Raw genomic sequence first — 19621 nt, forward strand, 5'->3', positions numbered from 1 at the left:
AAGGATAAGGATGAAGGAAAGATAAAGAGAGAAGAGATAACTGGAGACAGAAAAGTATCTCAAGAGACCAATAACCCTGAGACGAAAAGACACAGTCTGTTCGACGAGATTCTAGATAGGGTGGGAATAAACGAGGCGCCCCTATTCAGGACACCTGATTATATGTATAACGCGTCTTACTGGCTTGGAGCGATGGTAGCGGCGAGCTTTTTCTTTACCGTAATCACTGGGTTGATACTTCTGCTCCTTTACGAGCCAGCCAACGCTTATGGACAAACTCAAGTAATCATTAACTCAATACCTTACGGTTCGGTGCTTCTCTTCAGCCACCTATATGGCTCTTACATAATGATAGTGCTCGTTTACGTTCACATGTTTAGGAACTATTTCAAAGGTGCCTATAAGAAACCAAGGGAATTACAGTGGGTCACAGGAGTACTTTTGCTGGCATTAACATTAGGAGCATCCTTCTTCGGTTACAGTCTAGTGGGAGATGTATTAGGAATAGACGCTGTAGACATAGGTTCGTCCCTTCTAATAGGTACTGGCTTCCCAGGAGCAACTACCATAGTAGGCTGGCTATTCGGTCCAGGAATAGACGCTGTCCAATCGTCAAATCCTATAGTAAGGAGCGAATTCTTCGATAGGATCTTAGGATGGCACATAATACTCGTGGCCCTCATAGGGTTGCTGTTTGCAGTCCACTTAATGTTATCTGAAAGGTACGGCATGACGCCATCAGTTAGGGAAAAACCCAAGGTTCCAGCCTATTACACCAAGGAAGAGCAACAGAAGTTTAACCCATGGTGGCCTAGGAACTTCGTTTACATGTTATCTATCCTTTTAATGACTTGGGGAGTCATACTTATAGTGCCGAACGTCTTAGTCAACATAAATGACGGTACATTCTTCGGTATTCAAGTATCTTTACCTCTGGTAATAAACCCGTTCCCTGCTCCTCAAGCTTTCACCGCTGCAGCGACCAATACTGCACCTTATCCACCGTGGTTCTTCTTGTTCCTTTACAAATTCGTGGACTTCCTATTACCAAACGGACTTCCTTTACTGCCTTCAATGGTAATATCCGTCCTAACAGTTGGACTTGTAGTTATCATGCTCATACCATTCTTTGAGAACAGCCAGCTCATGTTCATAAGTAGCCGCAAGTTCTGGACTTGGGTAATGTCTATGTTTATCTACTCGCTAATTGCTCTTTCCATATGGGGCTACCTCCAGCCAGGAGTTCCAGCTACGTTCGCTCAACAAATGGAGATTCTTGGCATACCTGCCATTATCATTGCAGGTCTAATATATGCGACAGGAAGAGGAAAGAAGGCAACGTTAGAGAGCCCCAGTGTAAAGGCACCAGTTGTAGGTCCGGCTTCATTTCTAGGTGCATCAGTTAGCATACTGATGCTAGCTGGAGCTTTTGGCGACTTCTTAGTTAAACCTTCCATAGCAGGATTAGCGTTAATCCCCCTGGCTTCAGTTTTCGTGTACCACTTCATGAACAAGGTAATCAAGGCTTTCGGATCTCCTTCTTACGAAAGGGTATATAGAGAGATTAGTTTCTATGCAATTCCAGTCATTTTCATTATCACGGTTTTACTGATGTTCCTGATGTTCTCCTTGCCAAGCGTTGGAATACAGGCTACTTTGTCTGGAATCGACTTGGGAGTCATAATGTTCCTTTGGGGTTACGCCATAAACTTGTATCATCGGGTTGTGTATTCAAGATGATTATATATCTCAACTAGAATTAAAAGCAAAGTTATTTTTATTTAAATGTATATATAAGATTTTATTTGTTTATTCTTTTTAAATGTTAATAGAAACATTTTTAAGAACTAAAGAAGAAGTAATGATAATGAGAGAGATATTTGCAGAGGATCGTAAAGAAGACCACAAGGTATGGAAGTTAACTTACCCCTTAGCCATAACTATCATCTTGTCCATGGTCAATCCACTGACTGAAGCGTTGGAGACCCAACAAGAATGGCTATTTATGACGAGCCATTACTTGCTAGCCATATCAGGTTTCTTGTTGACATATAAGCTAATCAAAGGGAAAGAGCTTTTGATAATACCAGCTGCCGCAATAGCAATTGTTTGGCACTTACCATATTTCTATGCTATGGCAGGCAGTATGACCTTATTTAGGATAATGTGCGACGTAAGTATGGTAGCAGTGGGAATGCTTATAGGTATTTCCACGTCTTCCATGTCAACTCTTAAATGGTTGGTACTTTTCGTTTTATGGATGATTGTGGACACTATTTTCTCAATCTTTTTACTCTTGCAATTCCCTGCCTATTCCAACTCAGTCTACTCTTTTTCGCCATTTAATTTGAACCAGGAAGTGTCTACTGCTGTGGCGATGTGGATAGTCATGTCGGTCATAATAGCCTTTGTATTAGGAAATTTCCTTAGAAAATTATTATTTTAATAAATAAATTTAAGTTTTTAAGTGAATACCTAGAAAATAATACATGAGTAAATATTTTTCTTTTATATACTTAGACTTAGGTAAATTGAGCATTTGAAATTTTATGGTGCGAGAAGACTGGACGTGAAGCTCCTCCTAATAGGCATCCCAATTATTCCACAATCTAGCCATCATCAATTAACGTAAGCTACTGATATTTGAGAGCCTTTTTCATTTTCTATATTATCTATTTATTGGATACTATTAAGAAGTTGACTATATATAATACCCATAATGATTTAAATAATCAAATGAGTGTATAGACGCGAACTAAACTGCCCCGCCCTTAAATACGGGGTCTTAGGTGAGAAAGATGAAGATAGGGTTAAAGGAGCTACCATATTACGAGAAATGGATAATTGCGGGATTCCTTATAGGAGTAATCTCTGGCATAACAATAACGCTTTTCTACTTTACAACTGAGTTATTCTCTATATTGATTTTGAGGACAATCTCCGGGATTGAGCCTCCTAAAGCGTTCGGTGACGTAGCTTCCTTGAGTTTACCCTTGCCTAGAGGATATATATATCTACTTCCATTGTCGGTTGGATTGGGAGGTCTAATGGTAGGAATAATTTTATACTTTATTCCTGAAATAAAAGGAAGCGGAACCGACTACTCCATTTCAGCATATCATAATTCAAAGGAGATTAAATGGTACATAGCGCCAATTAAGCTCGTTGCATCATCTTTAACCCTAGGCTCTGGAGGCAGTGCTGGAGACGAAGGACCGTCGGCGGTGATCAGTGCGTCCATAGGAAATTCTTTAACGAGAAGATTGGGATTACCATTAGAGGATAGCAGGAGAGCAATCGCAATAGGTATAGGAACGGGAATTGGGATAGTCTTCAAGAGCCCAATAGCAGGCGCATTACTATCTGCAGAGATACTTTATAGAAGAGACTTAGAACCTGACGTCATATTTCCATCATTGATCTCAGCCTCTACTGGCTACGTAATCTACGGCTATTTCACGGGATACGAACCACTCCTAGGATTTTATAATTTACCATTTGACCCATTGAGACTTCCCATTTACGCCATAATGGGAGTTATAAGCGGAATCCTCTCTATCTTTTACGTTAAATCCTTTAGATGGGTGAAAGAAACTTTTTCCAAGGTACCTCTATGGATATCCCCTACAATAGGAGGAATAATCATGGGAGGAATCGGAATTCTATTTCCAGAAGTTATAGGAAAAGGATATGGATGGATAGACTTAGCCGAGTTTCAAGATCTAACCAAGTTCTCCTCTTCATCTCCGCTTCCTTTCATACTTATCTTACTTTTTCTACCTTTCGCTAAGATAATTGCCACAGACCTAACAGTAGGATCGGGAGGAAGCGGAGGTATATTCGCCCCTGGTCTTGTTATAGGTGCGTTTGCAGGTTTGGACTTGGGCTTGATATTTAACAAGATAACGCCAACTGTAGTCCCCTATGTAGCTCCAGTAGTGGTAATAGGAATGGTGTCTTTCCTTGCTGGATCAGTAAAGGTACCTCTTTCTGCAATAATACTGGTAACTGAGATTACGGACAGTATACAACTACTCCCTGGTACGATGATAGCTGTAGCTATTTCGTATATAGTATCAGGAAGATATTCTCTTATTGAAGGTCTGCCAGAATCTAGGAAAGAGTCACCCGTGCATTCAGCTGAATTCGAAGTTCCGCTCCTGGAAAAGATAAGAGTAAGAGAATGTCACCTTGATGAGACTAGTGTAAGAGAAGACGACCAAATAGAAAGGGTATTAAGAATAACAAAGGAGAAAGGACTTAGATCCGTCCCGGTAACTGATGACAACAATAACTTCGTAGGTGTAATTTACACCAGAAATCTAAAGCGTGGAAGGAAAGTTAGAGACTTCGTAATTAAGGGAGTCCCCGTAATATCTCCCGATTCTTCCTTAGAACATGCTTGGGAGGTAATGGTTGCATCTAGATCTACATCGGTACCAGTGGTAGATGGAGGAAAACTGATGGGAACGCTTACTTTCACTTCTATGCTTGATAGATACAAGGAAAGGGAGGAAGAAGTGTTCAAAGGTCCTGACAAGAGTGACAAGGAAGAAAATAGCAAACATGAAAGTTAAACAAGAGTAAATAATAATGAAACACATAAATTATTGTCTCTTTTTTATTTCCTCTTTACTGGTCTAGCTTCCGTGTTCCCACGGCTACAGCACTCAACGGGTAGTAATTTGATCCTTTTGCTCTCTACTTCTAACTACCTTCACTGAGACTAAAAGAAGAACTAAGCCTAGAACGCTAGTTGACGTAACGTAAATGAATGAGTCTATATGTGAAACAAGGAACAAGTAGCTGAAAACCACTCCGCCTAGAACTCCAGCAACTGCCTTGCCAGTATACAGAATTGCATTATTTGAAGTGGAGTACTTAGATCCGAAAAGGTCGCCAACCAAAGAGAAGTATAACGTAATAGTGGAACCTCCGAAGAACCCTATGATCACTGCAGATATTGGTAACACACCGTAAAATAGGAACAGGGAGCCAAAGAACATCATTAAGTCTGTCATAGCTACGGATCTCACTCTGCCTATCTTGTCTGATAAATGACCTATGATTGGTCTACTTACTCCGCTCATGAAGGGAAAGACGCTTATTAACAAAGCCAGATACTGAGGAGAGAAATCCTTTGCTAGGTAAGCTAAAGATGATGACATCACAGTTAGGGGGACAGCGGCCATAACGAAGGACAAGTACAAAGCCCACCAACCCCACGTCTTTAACAAGTCTGCAGGGGTCTTTCCAAGGTTCTGTTTCTTCGGATACTCAGCGAACCACATTAGCAAAGGGATAGCAAAAATCTCAGCGATACCTATGATTAAAGTAGGCTCCCTGAAGGAAGTGAAGCCTTCTATAAGAGGGTTTATAGCGGAGGCACCAACGCCAAAACCCAGTGACACTAAACCAGTAGCGAAACCTCTCCTGTCAGGGTACCATTTTACAGCTAAGTTAGATGCTATACCATATAGAATTCCTTCTCCTATGCTACCTAAAGACCACCAAGCATAGAACTGGTATATTGAATTTGAAAAGGAAGTTCCTAAAAACCCGGCAGCGGCTAAGATTGCTGAGATCACACCCACCTTTCTAGGTCCGTCCCTATCTGCAAAGTGACCTCCTACAGTTTGGAACCCGGTAGAGAAAATGGTAAACAGCGTGAAAGCTACTTCCACCTCTACTAAGGAAACGTCAAAGCCAACCCTGAAGAGAGGTTCGAGTGCGTTCCATGAATACTGATATAGCGAGTTAAATAGCATAGTTATTAGTCCTATAACTATAAACCTCTGTCTCCTTTCCATTCAAAGTCCCTAGGAGAAGGAAAATATAAGCTTTTCTAAAGCTAAACAATTAAAAACTGTGTAACTATAGCCTCAAACTCTTCAAAAACGAGCTGTAAACGTTATAAATGGAGTTAATCTCTTCCACTTCAACAAACTCGTCCACCGAATGGGCTTGCTTTATGCTCCCTGGACCGTATACTATTACAGATGTGCCATTCTTTCTGAAGTGCTTTCCGTCCGTGCTATAAGGAACAGCAACCTTTTTTGGAGAGAGCCCGGTAACTTCCACTATGGCCTTCTCTAAGAATGTCACATAAGGAGTCGAAGGGTGAGTGAAATTGGGAGGAGATGAGTTAATTAATTCTATCTCCGATTCCTTGGCTACACTCTTGACCCCCTCCATTACGTCCTCAATTGAGAAAGAAAGGGGAACTCTTACGTCAACTTCAGCCTCGCAGAAGTCTGGTACCACGTTAGACTTTATTCCTCCACGAATAACTCCAACGTTAATGGTTACCTTCTTCATGTCGCTTTCAAACTCCTGATCTGTGCTCATGGGGGGCGAGGTCTCCTCCATGTTTATTCTCGAAAGGTTAGTGATGTCCCTTGTCAGCTTCATGATAGCGTTTTCACCTTGTGAAGGAATACTACCGTGGGAGCTCCTCCCTTTAGCCTTAAGCCTAAATGTGAGCATTCCTTTCTCTCCAAGAACTATTCTGTCCTTTCCAGTGGGCTCAGAGATTAAAACTAAATCAGGTTTATATATATCTGCCAGCTTTTTACTTCCATGCTCTCCTCCTGTCTCTTCGTCTGGAACTGCTGTAAATATTAGGTTGTAATCTACGCGATCTATCAAGTCAACGTAAAGCTGCATGAACACTGCTAGACCTGACTTCATATCAGACGAGCCTCTGCCGAAAAGCTTTCCGTCTACCAAAGTAGGTGAAAAAGGAGAGTATTTCCATGCCTTTAAATCTCCAGGAGGAACAACGTCAAAGTGACCGTTCAGCATTAAGCTCTTGCTGTAGGTCTTCATGCTCTTAGATACTACTATAGGATATCCTCTATCTAGCTCCAGTATCTCAGCGTTTACACCGTGTTCATGAAGCCAGTCCGATATAAACTCCGCAGTCTCCCTAAGAGAGTTTGAGGGCGGATTAACTGAGGGTAACTCTATGAGTCTCGATGTAAGCTTTACTAAATCCATTTACTACATATCTCACTACGTATTTTAAAGTATTAAGTAATAATGATTTACGTACAATATCTTGGTACCCATATAGTAACTAAGCTTCCCATTTAGGGAAAATTGCTATTATAGCATTAACACTAATTAAAAAATAGATAAATTAGCTTCAATAATCCGGCACAGATCTATTTTACGGAGTGGAACAGAACTAAAATCTGGTTAAACAAAAATTGAGAGAATATGTTAATAGTTCATATGTTTATGATGTATGTTTCTCTATCTTTTTTATTTTAAGATAAGAAAAAATCTCTTCTTACTCCACCACTATGTTTTCCTCACTGTCTTGATAATCCTTATGAAAGGTACACGATAAAACCCCGTTCTTATACCTAGCGCTCAATGGAGATACTGGACCCGGTAACTGAACTTCCTTTCTTAGCCCGTCCTCAGTCATAACTATTAGCTTAGTTTTGTTCCTCAATTTCACGGATATATTTTCCTTCTTCGTATTGGGTAACTCCATGGTCACGATAACCTTGTCACCTGACTCTACTAGTTCTGGCTCTATGTCGTTCTGAGTCTCCTCCTCTACAGGAACTCCGTTCACGAACTTTTCTACCTTTGGCTTACCGTCAGGGCCTACAGTTACTTTAGTTACTACTGAGTTGGAAGCTGAAGGAAAGTCACCAAACATGGAACGGAGCAGTTCTTCCTGCTCTTTTATCATTCTCTCAAAAAGTTCTGCGAAAGGATCGTTGAAGTTGTTTCCGTTATCCTTTGAGTTGCTATCCTTATTGTTGTTATTATTCTTCTTTTTACCGAACATAATTCATACTTTTCCTACAATCTAAAAAAGCTTTTCTAAGTAAAGATTAATGCGTTAAGGAACTGTATCCTTCACCTTTTCCCCTTTTTTTACCTGAGATGGATAGCTTACGCTGAACTCCTCCCAGCCCTGAATGGTTAGCCTTTCAATCTTTTGTAAAATGCCTCACGGACGTGGTCTCTAGTGAGGAAGAAACTCTTGAAATCCCTGTTTACAACAAGCTGAACTAGTTCGGGCTCCTTGTTTCTCTCAAAATTATTGCACTTTAGGAAAATGCTCATAATAATATAATAAGGTATGTATCAGCATAGAACCTGAGATTTTCTTTAACGAGAACGAGAAGTTAAGCAGAAATTGAAAGGTTGAGCCTGGAGAAAACGAAGGGTAAAATTAGGCATATTCCAACACTTAGCCGGAGAGGAAAGGATTTTAGTTGAATCCACTGGCTTATACCATGGATTGGATAGACGACTTTAAGGGACTTCTAGAGAAGAGCCTAGGATTTTCCATGTACCCTTATCAGGAGAGAGTAACGGAGGACGTGATAGCTTCCCTAAAGAACTCCAGATTCGTCGTAGTTTCAATGCCCACCGGTTCAGGAAAAACTGTGGTAGAACTGGCAGTGGCGTATTACTTAATACGTAGCGGCCACAAGAACGTTATACCGCTGGAACCGACCAGATTACTCTGCGACCAAATGTATCACAACTTCTGGAGCAAGGTGTTCCAAGACGTAGGAGAGGAATATGAAGGGGAGTGCTCTAGCTTCCAACAGGGGAAATCTTTGATAGTTTCAACGCCTTTCACTGCGTCCAAATGCGCTCCTAAGGTGGACTCGTTAATTGTAGATGAAGTTCATCACGCCTTCGGAGACCCTAGATACTCTGACGCAATTTTCGATCTCAGTCCCAAGTTCATCGTGGGATTCACAGCTTTACTACCAAGTAGCAGAAGGTATAAACTAGATACTAGGATATACAATAAATTCGGATCTCCTATACTTCTTACTTACGATTTTAAAACCCTTGCAGAGATAGACCCTTCGTTCCATCCACCTAAAGCTATAGCTGACCTCTTCGATTCTGAGATGGACGGATTGGAAGATCTAGCATACGAGGCAATGATGATGGGTAAAGTGAAGGGAAACAAGGACACGGTGAAGTTCCTCGAGTCCACGTTATACAGCTACGGTAAAAGGGCATTCTGTGACAGCTTAGAAAGGTTGAGGGAAAAGGTTAAGGATGATCATCCGTCGCTCCAAGGTTTATGTACAAGCGACGGACCAGGTCATAAGGCAAGGGCACTGAAGCAGGTGCTCTCGGCGTACAGGATCGAGGACTTTAGACCGGTTCTCATTTTCACCTCCAGAAAGGCTACTGCCAACGAATTTGAGGCTACTTTAGCCTCAATTGGAGGCAAAGTAAAAGTCCTCACGGGGGATGCAAGCAAGGAGGAAAGGAAGGAAATAGTTAACGAAGCAAAAAGGGGTGACGTCGACGTGATAGTTTCGACCATAGTAGGAGAAGAAGGAGTTGACATCCCAGAAGCTAAGTTGTTGATAATGACAGACGTCCCTCAAAGTCCGCTGCGCTTCTATCAAAGGTTAGGCAGGCTAATCAGGAAGGGAGAGAACGAAAGAGAGGGAGGACTAAAATACTTAGTAGTAACGCTCACGCCTAAGACACCAGAATACGATAACCTTGACGAAGCCATGAGGAACTTGTTCAACGAAGGAGTTGACGTAAGTTACATAGTGGAAAAGAAGAGCGGTAAGGGACCAGTTGCCAGAGTAATAGATATGGTGGAGAAGTCCAACGGTGAGGTCTCCTTCCTGCAGGTAACTCACGGAAAGGACATCTCGTTGGAGGAATACATGATGAGGACGGGGGACAAGAGGAACGTTGAGAGAAACGCAATGTTTTACGAATTCCTCACGTCAAAGTCTAAGGTAAAAGAAGCTGGAGAATTCTCCGATTACTTAGACAGAGCAATAAGGGAAGGTGAGGTTTATTATTACTACGACGTGAAAAGGACGGGGGAAATACTATCTAAGGTGCTCCTTGGAAAGTACTGCGGTCTATGTTACGGGGAGGTCTGCGGTAAGGTTTGCGATGTCTGGACGCAAAAAATAGGAGCTATAAAGTCGATTACTTTAGGCAAAAAGGATCTATTAAGGGGACTGGCTAACATTGTAATAAAGGAGAAATTACAAGAGATAAGGGAAATGCTTCAAGAAAGCGCAGACTCAGATAGGAACGAGATAGAGAAAATGGGGAGGGAGTTCTCGCTCTCCGTTGCCGAGAGTTTCAACAAAACTAATGGGGCTTTAACACTGACGTTAAGTTTTACTGCACACCTAGAAGATATGACGGTCTATCCAAAGGTGAAGGTCGCATATTATGATGCCCAGAACGAGGACATGAGGGCTTTGGCGAAGCTCAACTCCAAGGCTATTGGGTACAAGGCTGGCCTGATATTTTATAATAGTTTGCAGTAACTTTTCTCATTTTCTCACGCTATCTTTCTCTGTCTTTATTTGGGTTTTTTCCTATTTTTCACTGCTTGTCAAGGTATCTTACATTACCTCTAATTTTTATCATATCGTGGGTTAAGATGACGGAAGGCCACCGTGAGGGGTAGACAGTCCCTTATAGAGGTTCTTATAACCATCAAAAATAGTTGCAGACCTACCTATAAGAGCTGTGCAGTACCCTCGGGAATGGGAGACTTACGCTTGTGGAGAGTGGACCCCCTAACTCTTCCACACGGGGTATCAAAGAACGGTTCCGTTAGGTGGAACCTCTGCCGTTAGTGAAGGGTAATCGTGGTCGCTCAGAGAACCAGGAAATCCTCACCGAGAGGTGGGGATGCAGTCAGTAAGGGCTGGAGTAGTTCTATTAAATCCATAGAGACATAGAAACGTCAAAAATATATTATTATGAGGCAACTTAGATTACAAGTGTGAAAACTCAGGAACTGTGTGAGGTATTGGACGATTCAGGTTTCCTTTACGAATTCACTTTGTTTAAATAACCCACGATAAAGTACTTCAATCTTAGACGTGTGTGAGTAGAGTGTCATGACAATTAAACTGAATATATTATATCAGTTAGGACGAAATCAACACAGTCCACAATGGATCCCTGAATCGCCCGAGCTATTAAATAAATAATATTACTCTCCTTTTACTTTCAGCCATACTCTTTTTATTTCACTAACTTTATCGAAATCAGAGTCCTCGCTGAGAACAGTCAAGATTGAATTATTTAACATAACTGCAACGTGAAACGCATCAGACGGTTTCAGTCCATACTTTAGCATGACTTCCTTAGCTTTCTCGTATTCTTTAGCGGTTATTGATAAAAGGACAACGTAAGGAGAGACTAACTCATCGAGGAAATTAATTGTGTCAACGAAATTGACGCTATACTTTTTCCTAGATACGTAAATCACTTCATCCATGACCAATGGGTCAAGGAAAAGGGACTCTTGATCCAGAAGCTCCAAATAGTAGTCCCTGATCTCATCAACATTCAGGTTGAGGTAAACTAGAAAGTTGGCGTCAAGGAAGATCAACTTTCAAACTCCTCCTCAAGATCGGTTCCCTTAAGGTCACCGAGCTTAGCCTTAATGGAGACTTTCTTCTCATGCTCTTTGAATTTTTTTATTATTTCTTCCTTGTCTATCCTCTTTTCTGATTCTAGGATTATTCTGTTACCACTCACGGTTAAGATCAAGGTATCTCCCTCTTTTATTCCTACTAGTTCCCTCACGTTCTTAGGTATTATTATGTAGCCCTTCTTCCCTACCTCTACCCTTAATGTCAAACTAGCTTCGCTATAGTTTAACTAGTTGAGCCATGTATTAAGCTTTTGCGTGAAAGACTTGTGAACTGCCCCTCCTTACGGACGGGGCATCTCCACCTCGCGATGGAGATTTCCTGCTTCTTCCAGGAAACTTACTATACACACCCTCAGAGAAGGGTATGTATAGCAGAGGTCTCCTGTCCACAAGCTCTCGGTCCCGACCCCGCACGAAGAATATTTAGAGAAGCATTATAGTCACGGTCTACAGTCCAGCCACAGGAAGGACATACAAACACACGGTCAGCCAAAGTCAAGTCCTTCTTAACATGTCCGCACCTAGCACATGTCTTAGAAGTATTCCTCGGATCTACTTTCACTACTCTCCTACCAGCTCTTTTAGCCTTGTAGGAGAGGTAACTCATGAACTTGGAGAAGTTAGAATGAAGAATATGCTTTCTCAAAGTTTTACTTTCACTGTCCTCGACCATGTACTTCACATCAAGATCTCCCACGTAGATCTCATCATACTGTTCTATGAGCCACGAAGTTACCTTGTGAATATAATCACTCATCAAGTTCTTCATATGCTCGTGAAGCTTAGCTAGTTTTTCCCTGACCTTCTCGTAGTTTCCAGACCCCTTCTTCTTTGTAGATAAAGACTTTTGTAAGATCTTCGTCTTCTTCTCGACCTTATCAAAAACCTTGGGGTTCTCTATTACTACACCGTCAGAGGTAGTTACGAGTTTATCCACTCCTAGGCCTATTCTAAAATATTAGTCATGACCTTTGGCACTAAAACGCAATATCAAGGCTTCACTGATGGGTAATCTCTACCTCAACGTTAACGAAATTGAGGAGCGGAGTCCCAGCCATTTCCCCCTTCTCTGGACCAACTATGGAGTTAACTGGCTTACCTTCTAAATCCACCAGTTGGTTCTTAAACATGAAAATCACACCCTCGGGGACGTCGTCGCTTTTGACGAACCTTACCTTGATTTTCCCCCATTTACTCTTCACGTAACCTATGCCCTGATACTTGTTGTTAAAAGCTGTTGGTTCCATCTTCAAGATTTCCTTGAACTGTGAGTTAGTGAAGCTGGGATGAGAACCAAACACCAAGACTGTCCCTTTAGGTATTCTCTCCAAGGTAGGGATTGAAACCCTGGCTTCCCTCAAGGGAGGATCCTGAAGCCTAGCAATCCCTTTCTCCTTCAGTTGCTGGACGTTTACCCCTGTAGCCTTGGAGACTGCTACCCAAGGGTCTTCCCAAACTGACCAGTCAGTTATCTCCATCCTGCGGGCTATGTCCCTCATTAACGTTATCTCGTCTATCCCTTTGGGTGGCAAAATCGGTTTGTTGTAAACCAAAAGCCTGTGCCAGTAACTGTACACCACGTCTTCCTTCTCCAGATAAGTAGGGGCAGGAATTACCACGTTTGCTACCTTAGCGGTCTCACTCATGAAAGGGTCGTGAACTACCAGGAAAAGCCTGCCCTCATTTACCGCCTCAATTATCTTATCTGAACCGGGGAGGGAATGCACCGGATTTGAGTTCCAAACGAACATGAACTTGATCTTACCTTCTTCTACCTCCTTTGATACCTCTGCCATGGGGACGACCCTCGAGGGTTTGTTGAACTTCCCCCTAAGGTATGAGAAGTCTATCCCGTAAGACGAATTGGAATAGAAGAATCCCCCCTTCATGCCTATTACTGAAGGTATGGTAGAAATGAGGGATATTGCCTTGCCTCCTTGGAACGTTCTACCTAAGGCGAACCCTATCAATGTAAGTGGCTTCATGTCCAAGTAGAATTCTGCCATTTCCTCCACGTCCCTCCTCCGTAACCCTGTCTCGTCTTCAATGATCTCCCAACTCACGTCTATCCCTTGATTCAGGTAACCCCTATCCCGTAATACTTTCAACACCCCAACAGCTAGGAAGGCATCAGAGGACGGTCTTATGAGGAAGAGCTTGTCGCTTTCCTTCGCTGTTTGGCTCACTCTAACGTCTATGACGACCTTCCTCTTGTCCTTCATTAGCTTCCAGCCGTGAATGAAACTGGTCTTGGGGTCAGACCCCCATATTACGAAGGCGTTATACTTGGAGAAATTCTCGGGAGTTTCACCGAAAGACGAACCGTAAACCCTGGATATCGCCTCATGTCCTTCTGCGCTACATATGGAATAGTCAGTTGTAGCAGAGTGAAGTGCGTACCACAGCCTGGCTGGAAAGTACCACGTTAAAAGCCCCTGGTTCCCGTCATAATCAACGTGTAATACCTCGTGGGGGGAAACCCTTTTCAATTCCTTAACTACTTCATCTATGGCTATCTGAGTTTCCACCTCTTTACCGTCGACCAACGGTCTGTGAACTCTGTTAAGGGAGTTCCTCTTGATGTCCATGTTACCTCTGTAACACGTGAAACCGTTAATTGGGAACAAGGTTAAGGGTTTATGATTGTCGTCAAAGATACAAGTATCGTAACAGTCTCTCGTACACGCGATAACCAAACTTTATCAAGGCTATTGTCTTACACGAAAATTTGAATTCTACTATCTTGAAGGTCCAAGGTTTGAAGGTCGGGGTCTTGCAAAAAGTCGAGTATGCCTTATCAACGTCGAGAAGATGACTAATCGACCCTCATTAGGAGTTCATGTCCTAGCCTTCCAGAAGGAGACATTGTTAAACACGAGAGGAAGAAGGCAAAGAGAGCATTTTGTCATTTCAAAGACTATATAGTGAACTATCCTGCCCTTATGGGGCTTCCTCCCCCTTAACTTATGATATAATAAATTTGAGCTTTTACCAGCTTGTGAAGAAGCTTTATTCTATATATAAGGTATATTTCATGCTTATCATCTTAGTCTTGGGAATTATCATAAAAATGTAGCTTGTCTATATAACCACTTTTACATATGGCGATATAAAGCGACTTTACATAGAATGGAATAAGGTTAGTAACCTATACTATTATCCTCAACAAGAAAGTGACGAATCTGAGCTTGTTCGGAAGGAAAGATTCAATTATTTTCACATCATCAGGAGTGATTATCTTGATTGACTTGAAAGCGAGGAGAGTTAACACTACTAACAAAAGGTCAAGGTAAGGGGGATCTACGAAAATCTCATAGGCTCCTATCAATGGCATCATGGCCATGAGAGAGACCTTCTTCGCTGTAGGAGCAAAGGTAGACGTCTTCAACGCGTAAATCAACACGTAAGAAGAAGAGATGATTGATACTATAACCTGCGAGATGGCTCCTCCTATTATCCCCATTCTAGGAATGAGGAGAAAAGAAGTAGAAAGAACTAGTCCAGCGTTTATCAGGGAAAGAAGTAGGAATGGAGTTAGGCTCTTCTTGGAAGCTATTATCATGTTAGTGAGAGAGAATAGGATAAGGTAGAGTCGATGCAAGCAGGAGAAGGATTAATACCTTTATTCCGCTCTTATATTCAGGGAAGAACCTATCAATCGTGAAAATTGCTACCGGTATTGATACTATCACAGACAGAAAGGAGATCAATGCAAATACACGGAAAGAGATCGATGACATCTTCTTCTCGTCGCTTCCGAGAGCCTTGTAAAACGAAGCAGTAGGCAAGAGGACGTTTCCTAGAGTTCCTAGAAACATTACAGGTACGCTTGCTACCAGAGCGGAGAATTGATATAGACCTAAAGAGTATGAACCCAGAAGATATGCTGCAGATACTCTATCTCCTTGAGAGGATAGAAAGCTTGATGATGAAGATAAATAAATATTGGTATCTTATCATCTCTTTCAGATAATGCAAAAGGTAATAACTCTATTTTATTCTGAAGCTTATTTATACTAACATTAATTTTACCCAACTCATAAGATTCCGGAAAATGTTCTAACGATATAACCCTTTCTGCACCATTTATTGCAAAGTAAATAGATGAATCTGCGTTAGAAGCTCCTACATCAATTATAGTACCTTTGAACGAATCACCATAAGCCCTTTCCTCAAATATTTCGTATAAGTGAAGTATATCAGCTCCTTTTAAAGTTCTAAGGTAAATGCAGATATCTTTGCATAATAATATTTGATCTGACGAATATTTCTTTATTTCCCATCTTTACTGAAAAGATTAAGTAAAAAAACAAGAGAATGAATATCTCTAATCTTAATAGAGTAGTTATTCCTAAATGTTACATCGAAGTCTATTTCTCCTTCTTTATTCAAATATTTTTTAATAATTTTAAAATAGTTCTTTATATATCTAAGTAATAGAATATTTAAATTTATGTTTTCTTTTATTAAACCTAAGTTCAATCTAAGTAGGCTAAGTTGTTTTAGCTTTAAAAAGTTTACTCTGACTTCCTCCCCGCCCTAAAGGGCGAGGGTTCCCCTCATCGATTCGCTCTTACATCTCTCATTTGAGGGGCAGTCGAGAGGCTCAGAGAACCCCTCCCATTTAAATTCATGATTGCAATTACATCACGGTCGTTCTCATAACCACATGAGCACTTAAACCAACGATATCCTTTCTCCTCCATCCTTCTACCACACTTAGGGCATGAGACTGATGAATAACTGGGATTAACAAACTCAACAATCATTCCGTGTTTGTTAGCCTGCCAAGAAATCCAATACTGCAAACGACGATATTGCATCAGATACAGTTTATCGTGAAACTCCTTAGGTAGTTTGTTAACATTCTTGAGGAGGTTCCTGAGGTTCTCCAACTTAATGATGTTGGAACCAAAACCTCTAGCAATCTCGACAACCCACTTCCCCACTTTTCTAGCGAAATCCTCCATAATACGCTTAGCCTTTAGGTGGAAGGAACGAACCCTGTGAAGGATCCTCTTATTTTCCCTCCTCCACCTTCTAGGGTACTTCTTTTGTAGGCTTTCAGCTAATGACTTCCAGTGGTGAACCTCTTCGAGACGAGTTGGGATCCTAACGTAGTTTCTGTCGTCCTTCCCTACGACTACTTCAGCCATGTTAATGTCTACGGCAATACTTTCCTTTGGCTCAACCTTCTCTCCTTCTTTCTCAAAAACAATTTTGAGGAAAGCCTTCCCATCCTTAACCACTAACCTAGCCTCCTTAATCCTCCAACTCAAGTAGTCCTTGAGGTTTCTAGGGAAACCCAAGATTGGTAGTTCACCTACACCAGCAATCCTAACAGTCATCCTCTCGAAGTTCACGCTATAGCTCGCTTTAGGAGTTAGCCAAACAGTTGGCTTATACACTCTTGGAAAACGCCCCCTCCTCGGGTTGTTGTACCAACCCTTGTATGTCGCGAGAGCTTCCCTATAGCAGTCCTCAGCAACTTTAGACGGTAGATTGTACTCTTCTCTTAACCTCGTGTATAACTCCTCGTGGACTTTTGAAAGCACTCCCTTCTCTTCCGGGTTTTTCACATTTTCCTTTAACCAAAACAACGAAAAACGGAGTGCTTTAACGTAGTTATTCACAAGGGCTAGGAGGGAGTCTGAGACTGCGATCTTCATCGAAACAGTTGCTCTGATCGCTTTACTACCCCTCCTAGCCATTAATGGAATTTAAGAAAAAGAAATATTTAAATATAAGTGGGCTATCCATCCCCGCCCTAAAGGGCGAGGCTTTCCGCCCCCTTAGCCCCCTTAACCCCCTTCTCTGTAAAGCTATAAGATTATATAATAAATGTCGAATAAATGTGACTATAATTAGTATATAGGATTTTAAATTATAATAATATATTTATTTTTTCTGTAATAAAGAAATTAGTTTATTATAGGAGGATAGGAAAGTAGTTAATAAGCACTTTAGTATCTCTTTCATAATATTGAATATTAAAATAGACACTACTGAAGAAAATATTTACCTGACAACTTAATTGGTAATTAATGTTTTCAGTTCAGATTCCATCATTTCACGGCAAGTACTTAAGAGATGTCTTTGAATCTATAAGAGAGCAGACTTTTCAAGATTATGAAGTAGTCATAGTTAATTCAGGAGGGAATAGCATCACTGACCTCATCCGCGAATACGGTTTTAAAGAAGTCAAGAAAAACGTTAAGCTTTTAGAAGCCCGTTACTTAGCAAATGAAGTAAGTAAAGGAGATTACGCTTTTCTTTTGGACGAAACTAGGCCTTTGAGGAGGGATGCTTTAAGTTTCATTTCTAAAAACCTTCATGATATGGTAATCATCGGTGAGAAGGAAGTTGGAGAATCTTTCTGGATTAAAGCTGCTCAGTTAGATAAGGAAATAGACTTAAGCTTGTAATAATATTTTATCCTTCTTAATTCTCTCTGCTGTCGAAGAGATAAGTAAATATTTTATGGAGATCTTGTTAAGCAAGTGTGGCAATCCTATACTAAAGAGAAGCGTTAGGAGTAGAATTTATAATGAACATGGAGTTAAATATGAATTTTTTCTATCTATTTATTATACAATGCAAAAGTATGATGTCGAGAGGATACGTGACTGTGTTAGGCGTTTGCCTTACAAATGGATAAATATAAGGAATAGGTATCTAGTTAACGTTTCCGATATCAATGTAAAGCTCGAGGATCTATATGAGATTGAAAATTATTACCTTCAGCGTGATGAAATGGAGAGGGCAATTTTGGAACTTGATAAGGATGAGAGCTGCAATATAATAAATACATTAGTTGAAATTGTTGTAGGGGAGTAGCTTGATGAATTTAATATTTTTGTATATAATTTATATTAAAACGTATGCATTAAGCGTGACAGAACTACCTTTACAACTTCTCTACAAACCAAGACTACCGAGTAGCTCACCATATCTACTTAATGTAGCACTTTGAAATTCCTTTCTGCTTTCCTTGACCCAAACCATCTCATATCCTCCATCAGGTAGACTGACAGTGTTTTTAAATTCAGGCCTTTTAAAAAGACACATGATGAACATAGCTGTCAGGCTACTTTGGAACAGCGGAGTCCCAAGGATGGCAGTCGAGGAGGCAAGGCACACGGGGTGGAAGCTCGTGGTCTACAGGGACGCAGGGGGAAACTACGACTTGAGTGGAGTGGACTACACGATCCTTAGGAGGAAAGGTGAGAAAGGAGGTCTACTCTCTCACATCTCCTCCTTCATCACATCCCTTTACGCTGGCCACCGCGGTAAGGAAGCGACGGTGGACCTCGACCTCATCCTGAAAGCTAGGTCCTTGAGGGGGTACGCCCTTTTTCACGACCAGTTCGCGGGGATCACGGGCTACTTGAGGAAGAGGAAGACAGGGGAGGAATACGCCCTTTACCTCCACGAGACCACCCTCACTGTGCCTGGTGTTAAGTACCTTCTCCCGCGGGAGATGGAGAGGAGAGTCATCAGAGAGGCAAAGAAGGTGGTCACTAACTCCATGTGGAACAGGGACGTGCTGAGAGAGAAGGGTTTCGACGCTGACGTGGTCTACCCTGGGTGTTACCCAGCAGAGAAGATAAGCGACTCGCGCGAGAGGTTAGTGCTTAGCGTCTCCATGTGGGACGCTGGGAGGAAACCCCACCTATACGGTGAGATTTCTCGACGCGTGAAGGCAAAGTTCGTCATGGCTGGTTCCTGGGCTAGGGAAGACACTCGAAGACAGTTCGAGAGGGAGTACGGAGACACAGTGACAGTCACGGGGAAGGTAAGCGACCAGGAGTTGATGTCTCTCTACTCCCGGGCTTCCGTCCTGGTTAGGTTCGGCTTCAACGAACGCGGTCCAGGGATGGGAGTTCTAGAGGCAATGGGCTACGGCGTCCCTGTCGTAGTGAACGAAGGTTTAGGTAGCAAGGAACTCGTTAAACAGGGAGAGAACGGCTTCGTGGTGAAGGACGTGGAGGAAGCCTCTTCCAGGATAAACGAGATCTTGGAGGACCCTCTTCCCATGGGGAGGAACGCTTGGGAGACTGCGAAGTCGCTCTCCTGGGAGAACCACGCCAAGCGCCTCAAGGAAATATTGTCTTAACCTGAGGATGACAAATTATGAAAAGTGACAGAGAGATATGGAACGTATATACACATACATATAATCACACATAGAGA

The 19621-nt window shown here is 41.8% G+C and carries 14 protein-coding genes and 3 pseudogenes; 7 read left to right on the forward strand and 10 right to left on the reverse strand.

From position 1 onward, the window contains the following. Positions 1-36: 36 nt before the first annotated feature. The 3 genes from soxC (at position 37) to RQ359_RS10440 (ending at position 4577) form a co-directional block, all read left to right on the forward strand. Positions 37-1740: a proton pump complex cytochrome B SoxC gene (gene soxC, locus RQ359_RS10430; RefSeq protein ID WP_054838519.1), complete on the forward strand. Its 1704-nt coding sequence runs from the start codon at positions 37-39 to the stop codon at positions 1738-1740. Positions 1741-1867: 127 nt separating this feature from the next. Beyond that, a complete protein-coding gene (locus tag RQ359_RS10435; RefSeq protein WP_162308976.1) occupies positions 1868-2446 on the forward strand; it encodes a DUF1404 domain-containing protein in 579 nt (192 codons plus the stop codon). Between the two features lie 352 nt (positions 2447-2798). Further along, the gene (locus RQ359_RS10440) at positions 2799-4577 is read left to right on the forward strand and encodes a chloride channel protein (protein WP_156016520.1); all 1779 of its coding nucleotides are present in this window, start codon (positions 2799-2801) and stop codon (positions 4575-4577) included. Between the two features lie 93 nt (positions 4578-4670). Here the strand turns inward: RQ359_RS10440 and RQ359_RS10445 are convergent, their stop codons facing one another. From RQ359_RS10445 to RQ359_RS10455, 3 genes are all read right to left on the reverse strand, one after another. Then, a complete protein-coding gene (locus tag RQ359_RS10445) occupies positions 4671-5810 on the reverse strand; it encodes an OFA family MFS transporter (RefSeq protein ID WP_156016519.1) in 1140 nt (379 codons plus the stop codon). Positions 5811-5874: 64 nt separating this feature from the next. Next, the gene (locus tag RQ359_RS10450; protein ID WP_054838489.1) at positions 5875-6999 is read right to left on the reverse strand and encodes a M20 family metallopeptidase; all 1125 of its coding nucleotides are present in this window, start codon (positions 6997-6999) and stop codon (positions 5875-5877) included. A gap of 295 nt (positions 7000-7294) precedes the next feature. After that, the gene (locus RQ359_RS10455; RefSeq protein WP_054838488.1) at positions 7295-7807 is read right to left on the reverse strand and encodes an Hsp20/alpha crystallin family protein; all 513 of its coding nucleotides are present in this window, start codon (positions 7805-7807) and stop codon (positions 7295-7297) included. A 454-nt stretch (positions 7808-8261) separates the two neighbouring features. Here RQ359_RS10455 and RQ359_RS10460 point away from each other — a divergent pair, with 454 nt between their 5' ends. Further along, positions 8262-10304, forward strand: coding sequence for a DEAD/DEAH box helicase (locus RQ359_RS10460; protein WP_156016518.1), 2043 nt, complete (start codon positions 8262-8264; stop codon positions 10302-10304). Positions 10305-10981: 677 nt separating this feature from the next. Here the strand turns inward: RQ359_RS10460 and RQ359_RS10465 are convergent. From RQ359_RS10465 to RQ359_RS10495, 7 genes and pseudogenes are all read right to left on the reverse strand, one after another. After that, complete coding sequence (locus RQ359_RS10465; protein WP_054838487.1) at positions 10982-11383, reverse strand: type II toxin-antitoxin system VapC family toxin; 402 nt, start codon at positions 11381-11383, stop codon at positions 10982-10984. Beyond that, positions 11380-11634 carry an AbrB/MazE/SpoVT family DNA-binding domain-containing protein gene (locus RQ359_RS10470; protein WP_156016517.1) on the reverse strand — a complete coding sequence of 85 codons (255 nt, stop codon included), beginning with the start codon at positions 11632-11634 and terminating at the stop codon, positions 11380-11382. Before RQ359_RS10470 ends, RQ359_RS10465 begins: the two co-directional genes overlap by 4 nt. Positions 11635-11671: 37 nt before the next feature. Beyond that, a pseudogene (locus tag RQ359_RS10475) lies at positions 11672-12377 on the reverse strand (RNA-guided endonuclease InsQ/TnpB family protein); the annotation flags it as partial. Positions 12378-12426: 49 nt separating this feature from the next. After that, on the reverse strand, positions 12427-14124 hold the full coding sequence (locus RQ359_RS10480; protein WP_156016516.1) for a molybdopterin-dependent oxidoreductase: 1698 nt from the start codon (positions 14122-14124) through the stop codon (positions 12427-12429). Between the two features lie 452 nt (positions 14125-14576). Further along, positions 14577-15372, reverse strand: a pseudogene (locus RQ359_RS10485) (lipopolysaccharide biosynthesis protein); the annotation flags it as partial. Beyond that, complete coding sequence (locus tag RQ359_RS10490; RefSeq protein ID WP_173571500.1) at positions 15288-15704, reverse strand: FkbM family methyltransferase; 417 nt, start codon at positions 15702-15704, stop codon at positions 15288-15290. The pseudogene RQ359_RS10485 and the gene RQ359_RS10490, both read right to left, overlap by 85 nt. A gap of 283 nt (positions 15705-15987) precedes the next feature. Then, positions 15988-17139 carry an RNA-guided endonuclease TnpB family protein gene (locus RQ359_RS10495; RefSeq protein ID WP_156016515.1) on the reverse strand — a complete coding sequence of 384 codons (1152 nt, stop codon included), beginning with the start codon at positions 17137-17139 and terminating at the stop codon, positions 15988-15990. Positions 17140-17472: 333 nt separating this feature from the next. Between RQ359_RS10495 and RQ359_RS10500 the strand changes: the two are divergent. The 3 genes and pseudogenes from RQ359_RS10500 to RQ359_RS10510 all read left to right on the forward strand — a co-directional run. Next, positions 17473-17835 (forward strand): annotated as a pseudogene (locus RQ359_RS10500) (glycosyltransferase); the annotation flags it as partial. A gap of 73 nt (positions 17836-17908) precedes the next feature. Continuing rightward, entirely contained in the window at positions 17909-18265 is a 357-nt protein-coding gene (locus RQ359_RS10505; protein WP_156016513.1) for a hypothetical protein, read from the forward strand. 229 nt (positions 18266-18494) lie between these two features. Next, on the forward strand, positions 18495-19544 hold the full coding sequence (locus RQ359_RS10510; protein WP_173571512.1) for a glycosyltransferase family 4 protein: 1050 nt from the start codon (positions 18495-18497) through the stop codon (positions 19542-19544). The last annotated feature ends 77 nt before the right edge of the window (positions 19545-19621 follow it).

The organism is Sulfuracidifex metallicus DSM 6482 = JCM 9184 (assembly GCA_032834875.1).
GTDB lineage: Archaea > Thermoproteota > Thermoprotei_A > Sulfolobales > Sulfolobaceae > Sulfuracidifex > Sulfuracidifex metallicus.

What these genes read in the sequence shown, in the direction of transcription:
- RQ359_RS10435 (WP_162308976.1), top strand. Translation starts at nt 1,868, where the DNA reads ATGAGAGAGATATTTGCAGAGGATCGTAAAGAAGACCACAAGGTATGG.
- RQ359_RS10440 (WP_156016520.1), top strand. Translation starts at nt 2,799, where the DNA reads ATGAAGATAGGGTTAAAGGAGCTACCATATTACGAGAAATGGATAATT.
- RQ359_RS10445 (WP_156016519.1), bottom strand. Translation starts at nt 5,810, where the DNA reads ATGGAAAGGAGACAGAGGTTTATAGTTATAGGACTAATAACTATGCTA.
- RQ359_RS10450 (WP_054838489.1), bottom strand. Translation starts at nt 6,999, where the DNA reads ATGGATTTAGTAAAGCTTACATCGAGACTCATAGAGTTACCCTCAGTT.
- RQ359_RS10455 (WP_054838488.1), bottom strand. Translation starts at nt 7,807, where the DNA reads ATGTTCGGTAAAAAGAAGAATAATAACAACAATAAGGATAGCAACTCA.
- RQ359_RS10460 (WP_156016518.1), top strand. Translation starts at nt 8,262, where the DNA reads ATGGATTGGATAGACGACTTTAAGGGACTTCTAGAGAAGAGCCTAGGA.
- RQ359_RS10495 (WP_156016515.1), bottom strand. Translation starts at nt 17,139, where the DNA reads ATGGCTAGGAGGGGTAGTAAAGCGATCAGAGCAACTGTTTCGATGAAG.
- RQ359_RS10505 (WP_156016513.1), top strand. Translation starts at nt 17,909, where the DNA reads ATGGAGATCTTGTTAAGCAAGTGTGGCAATCCTATACTAAAGAGAAGC.
- RQ359_RS10510 (WP_173571512.1), top strand. Translation starts at nt 18,495, where the DNA reads ATGATGAACATAGCTGTCAGGCTACTTTGGAACAGCGGAGTCCCAAGG.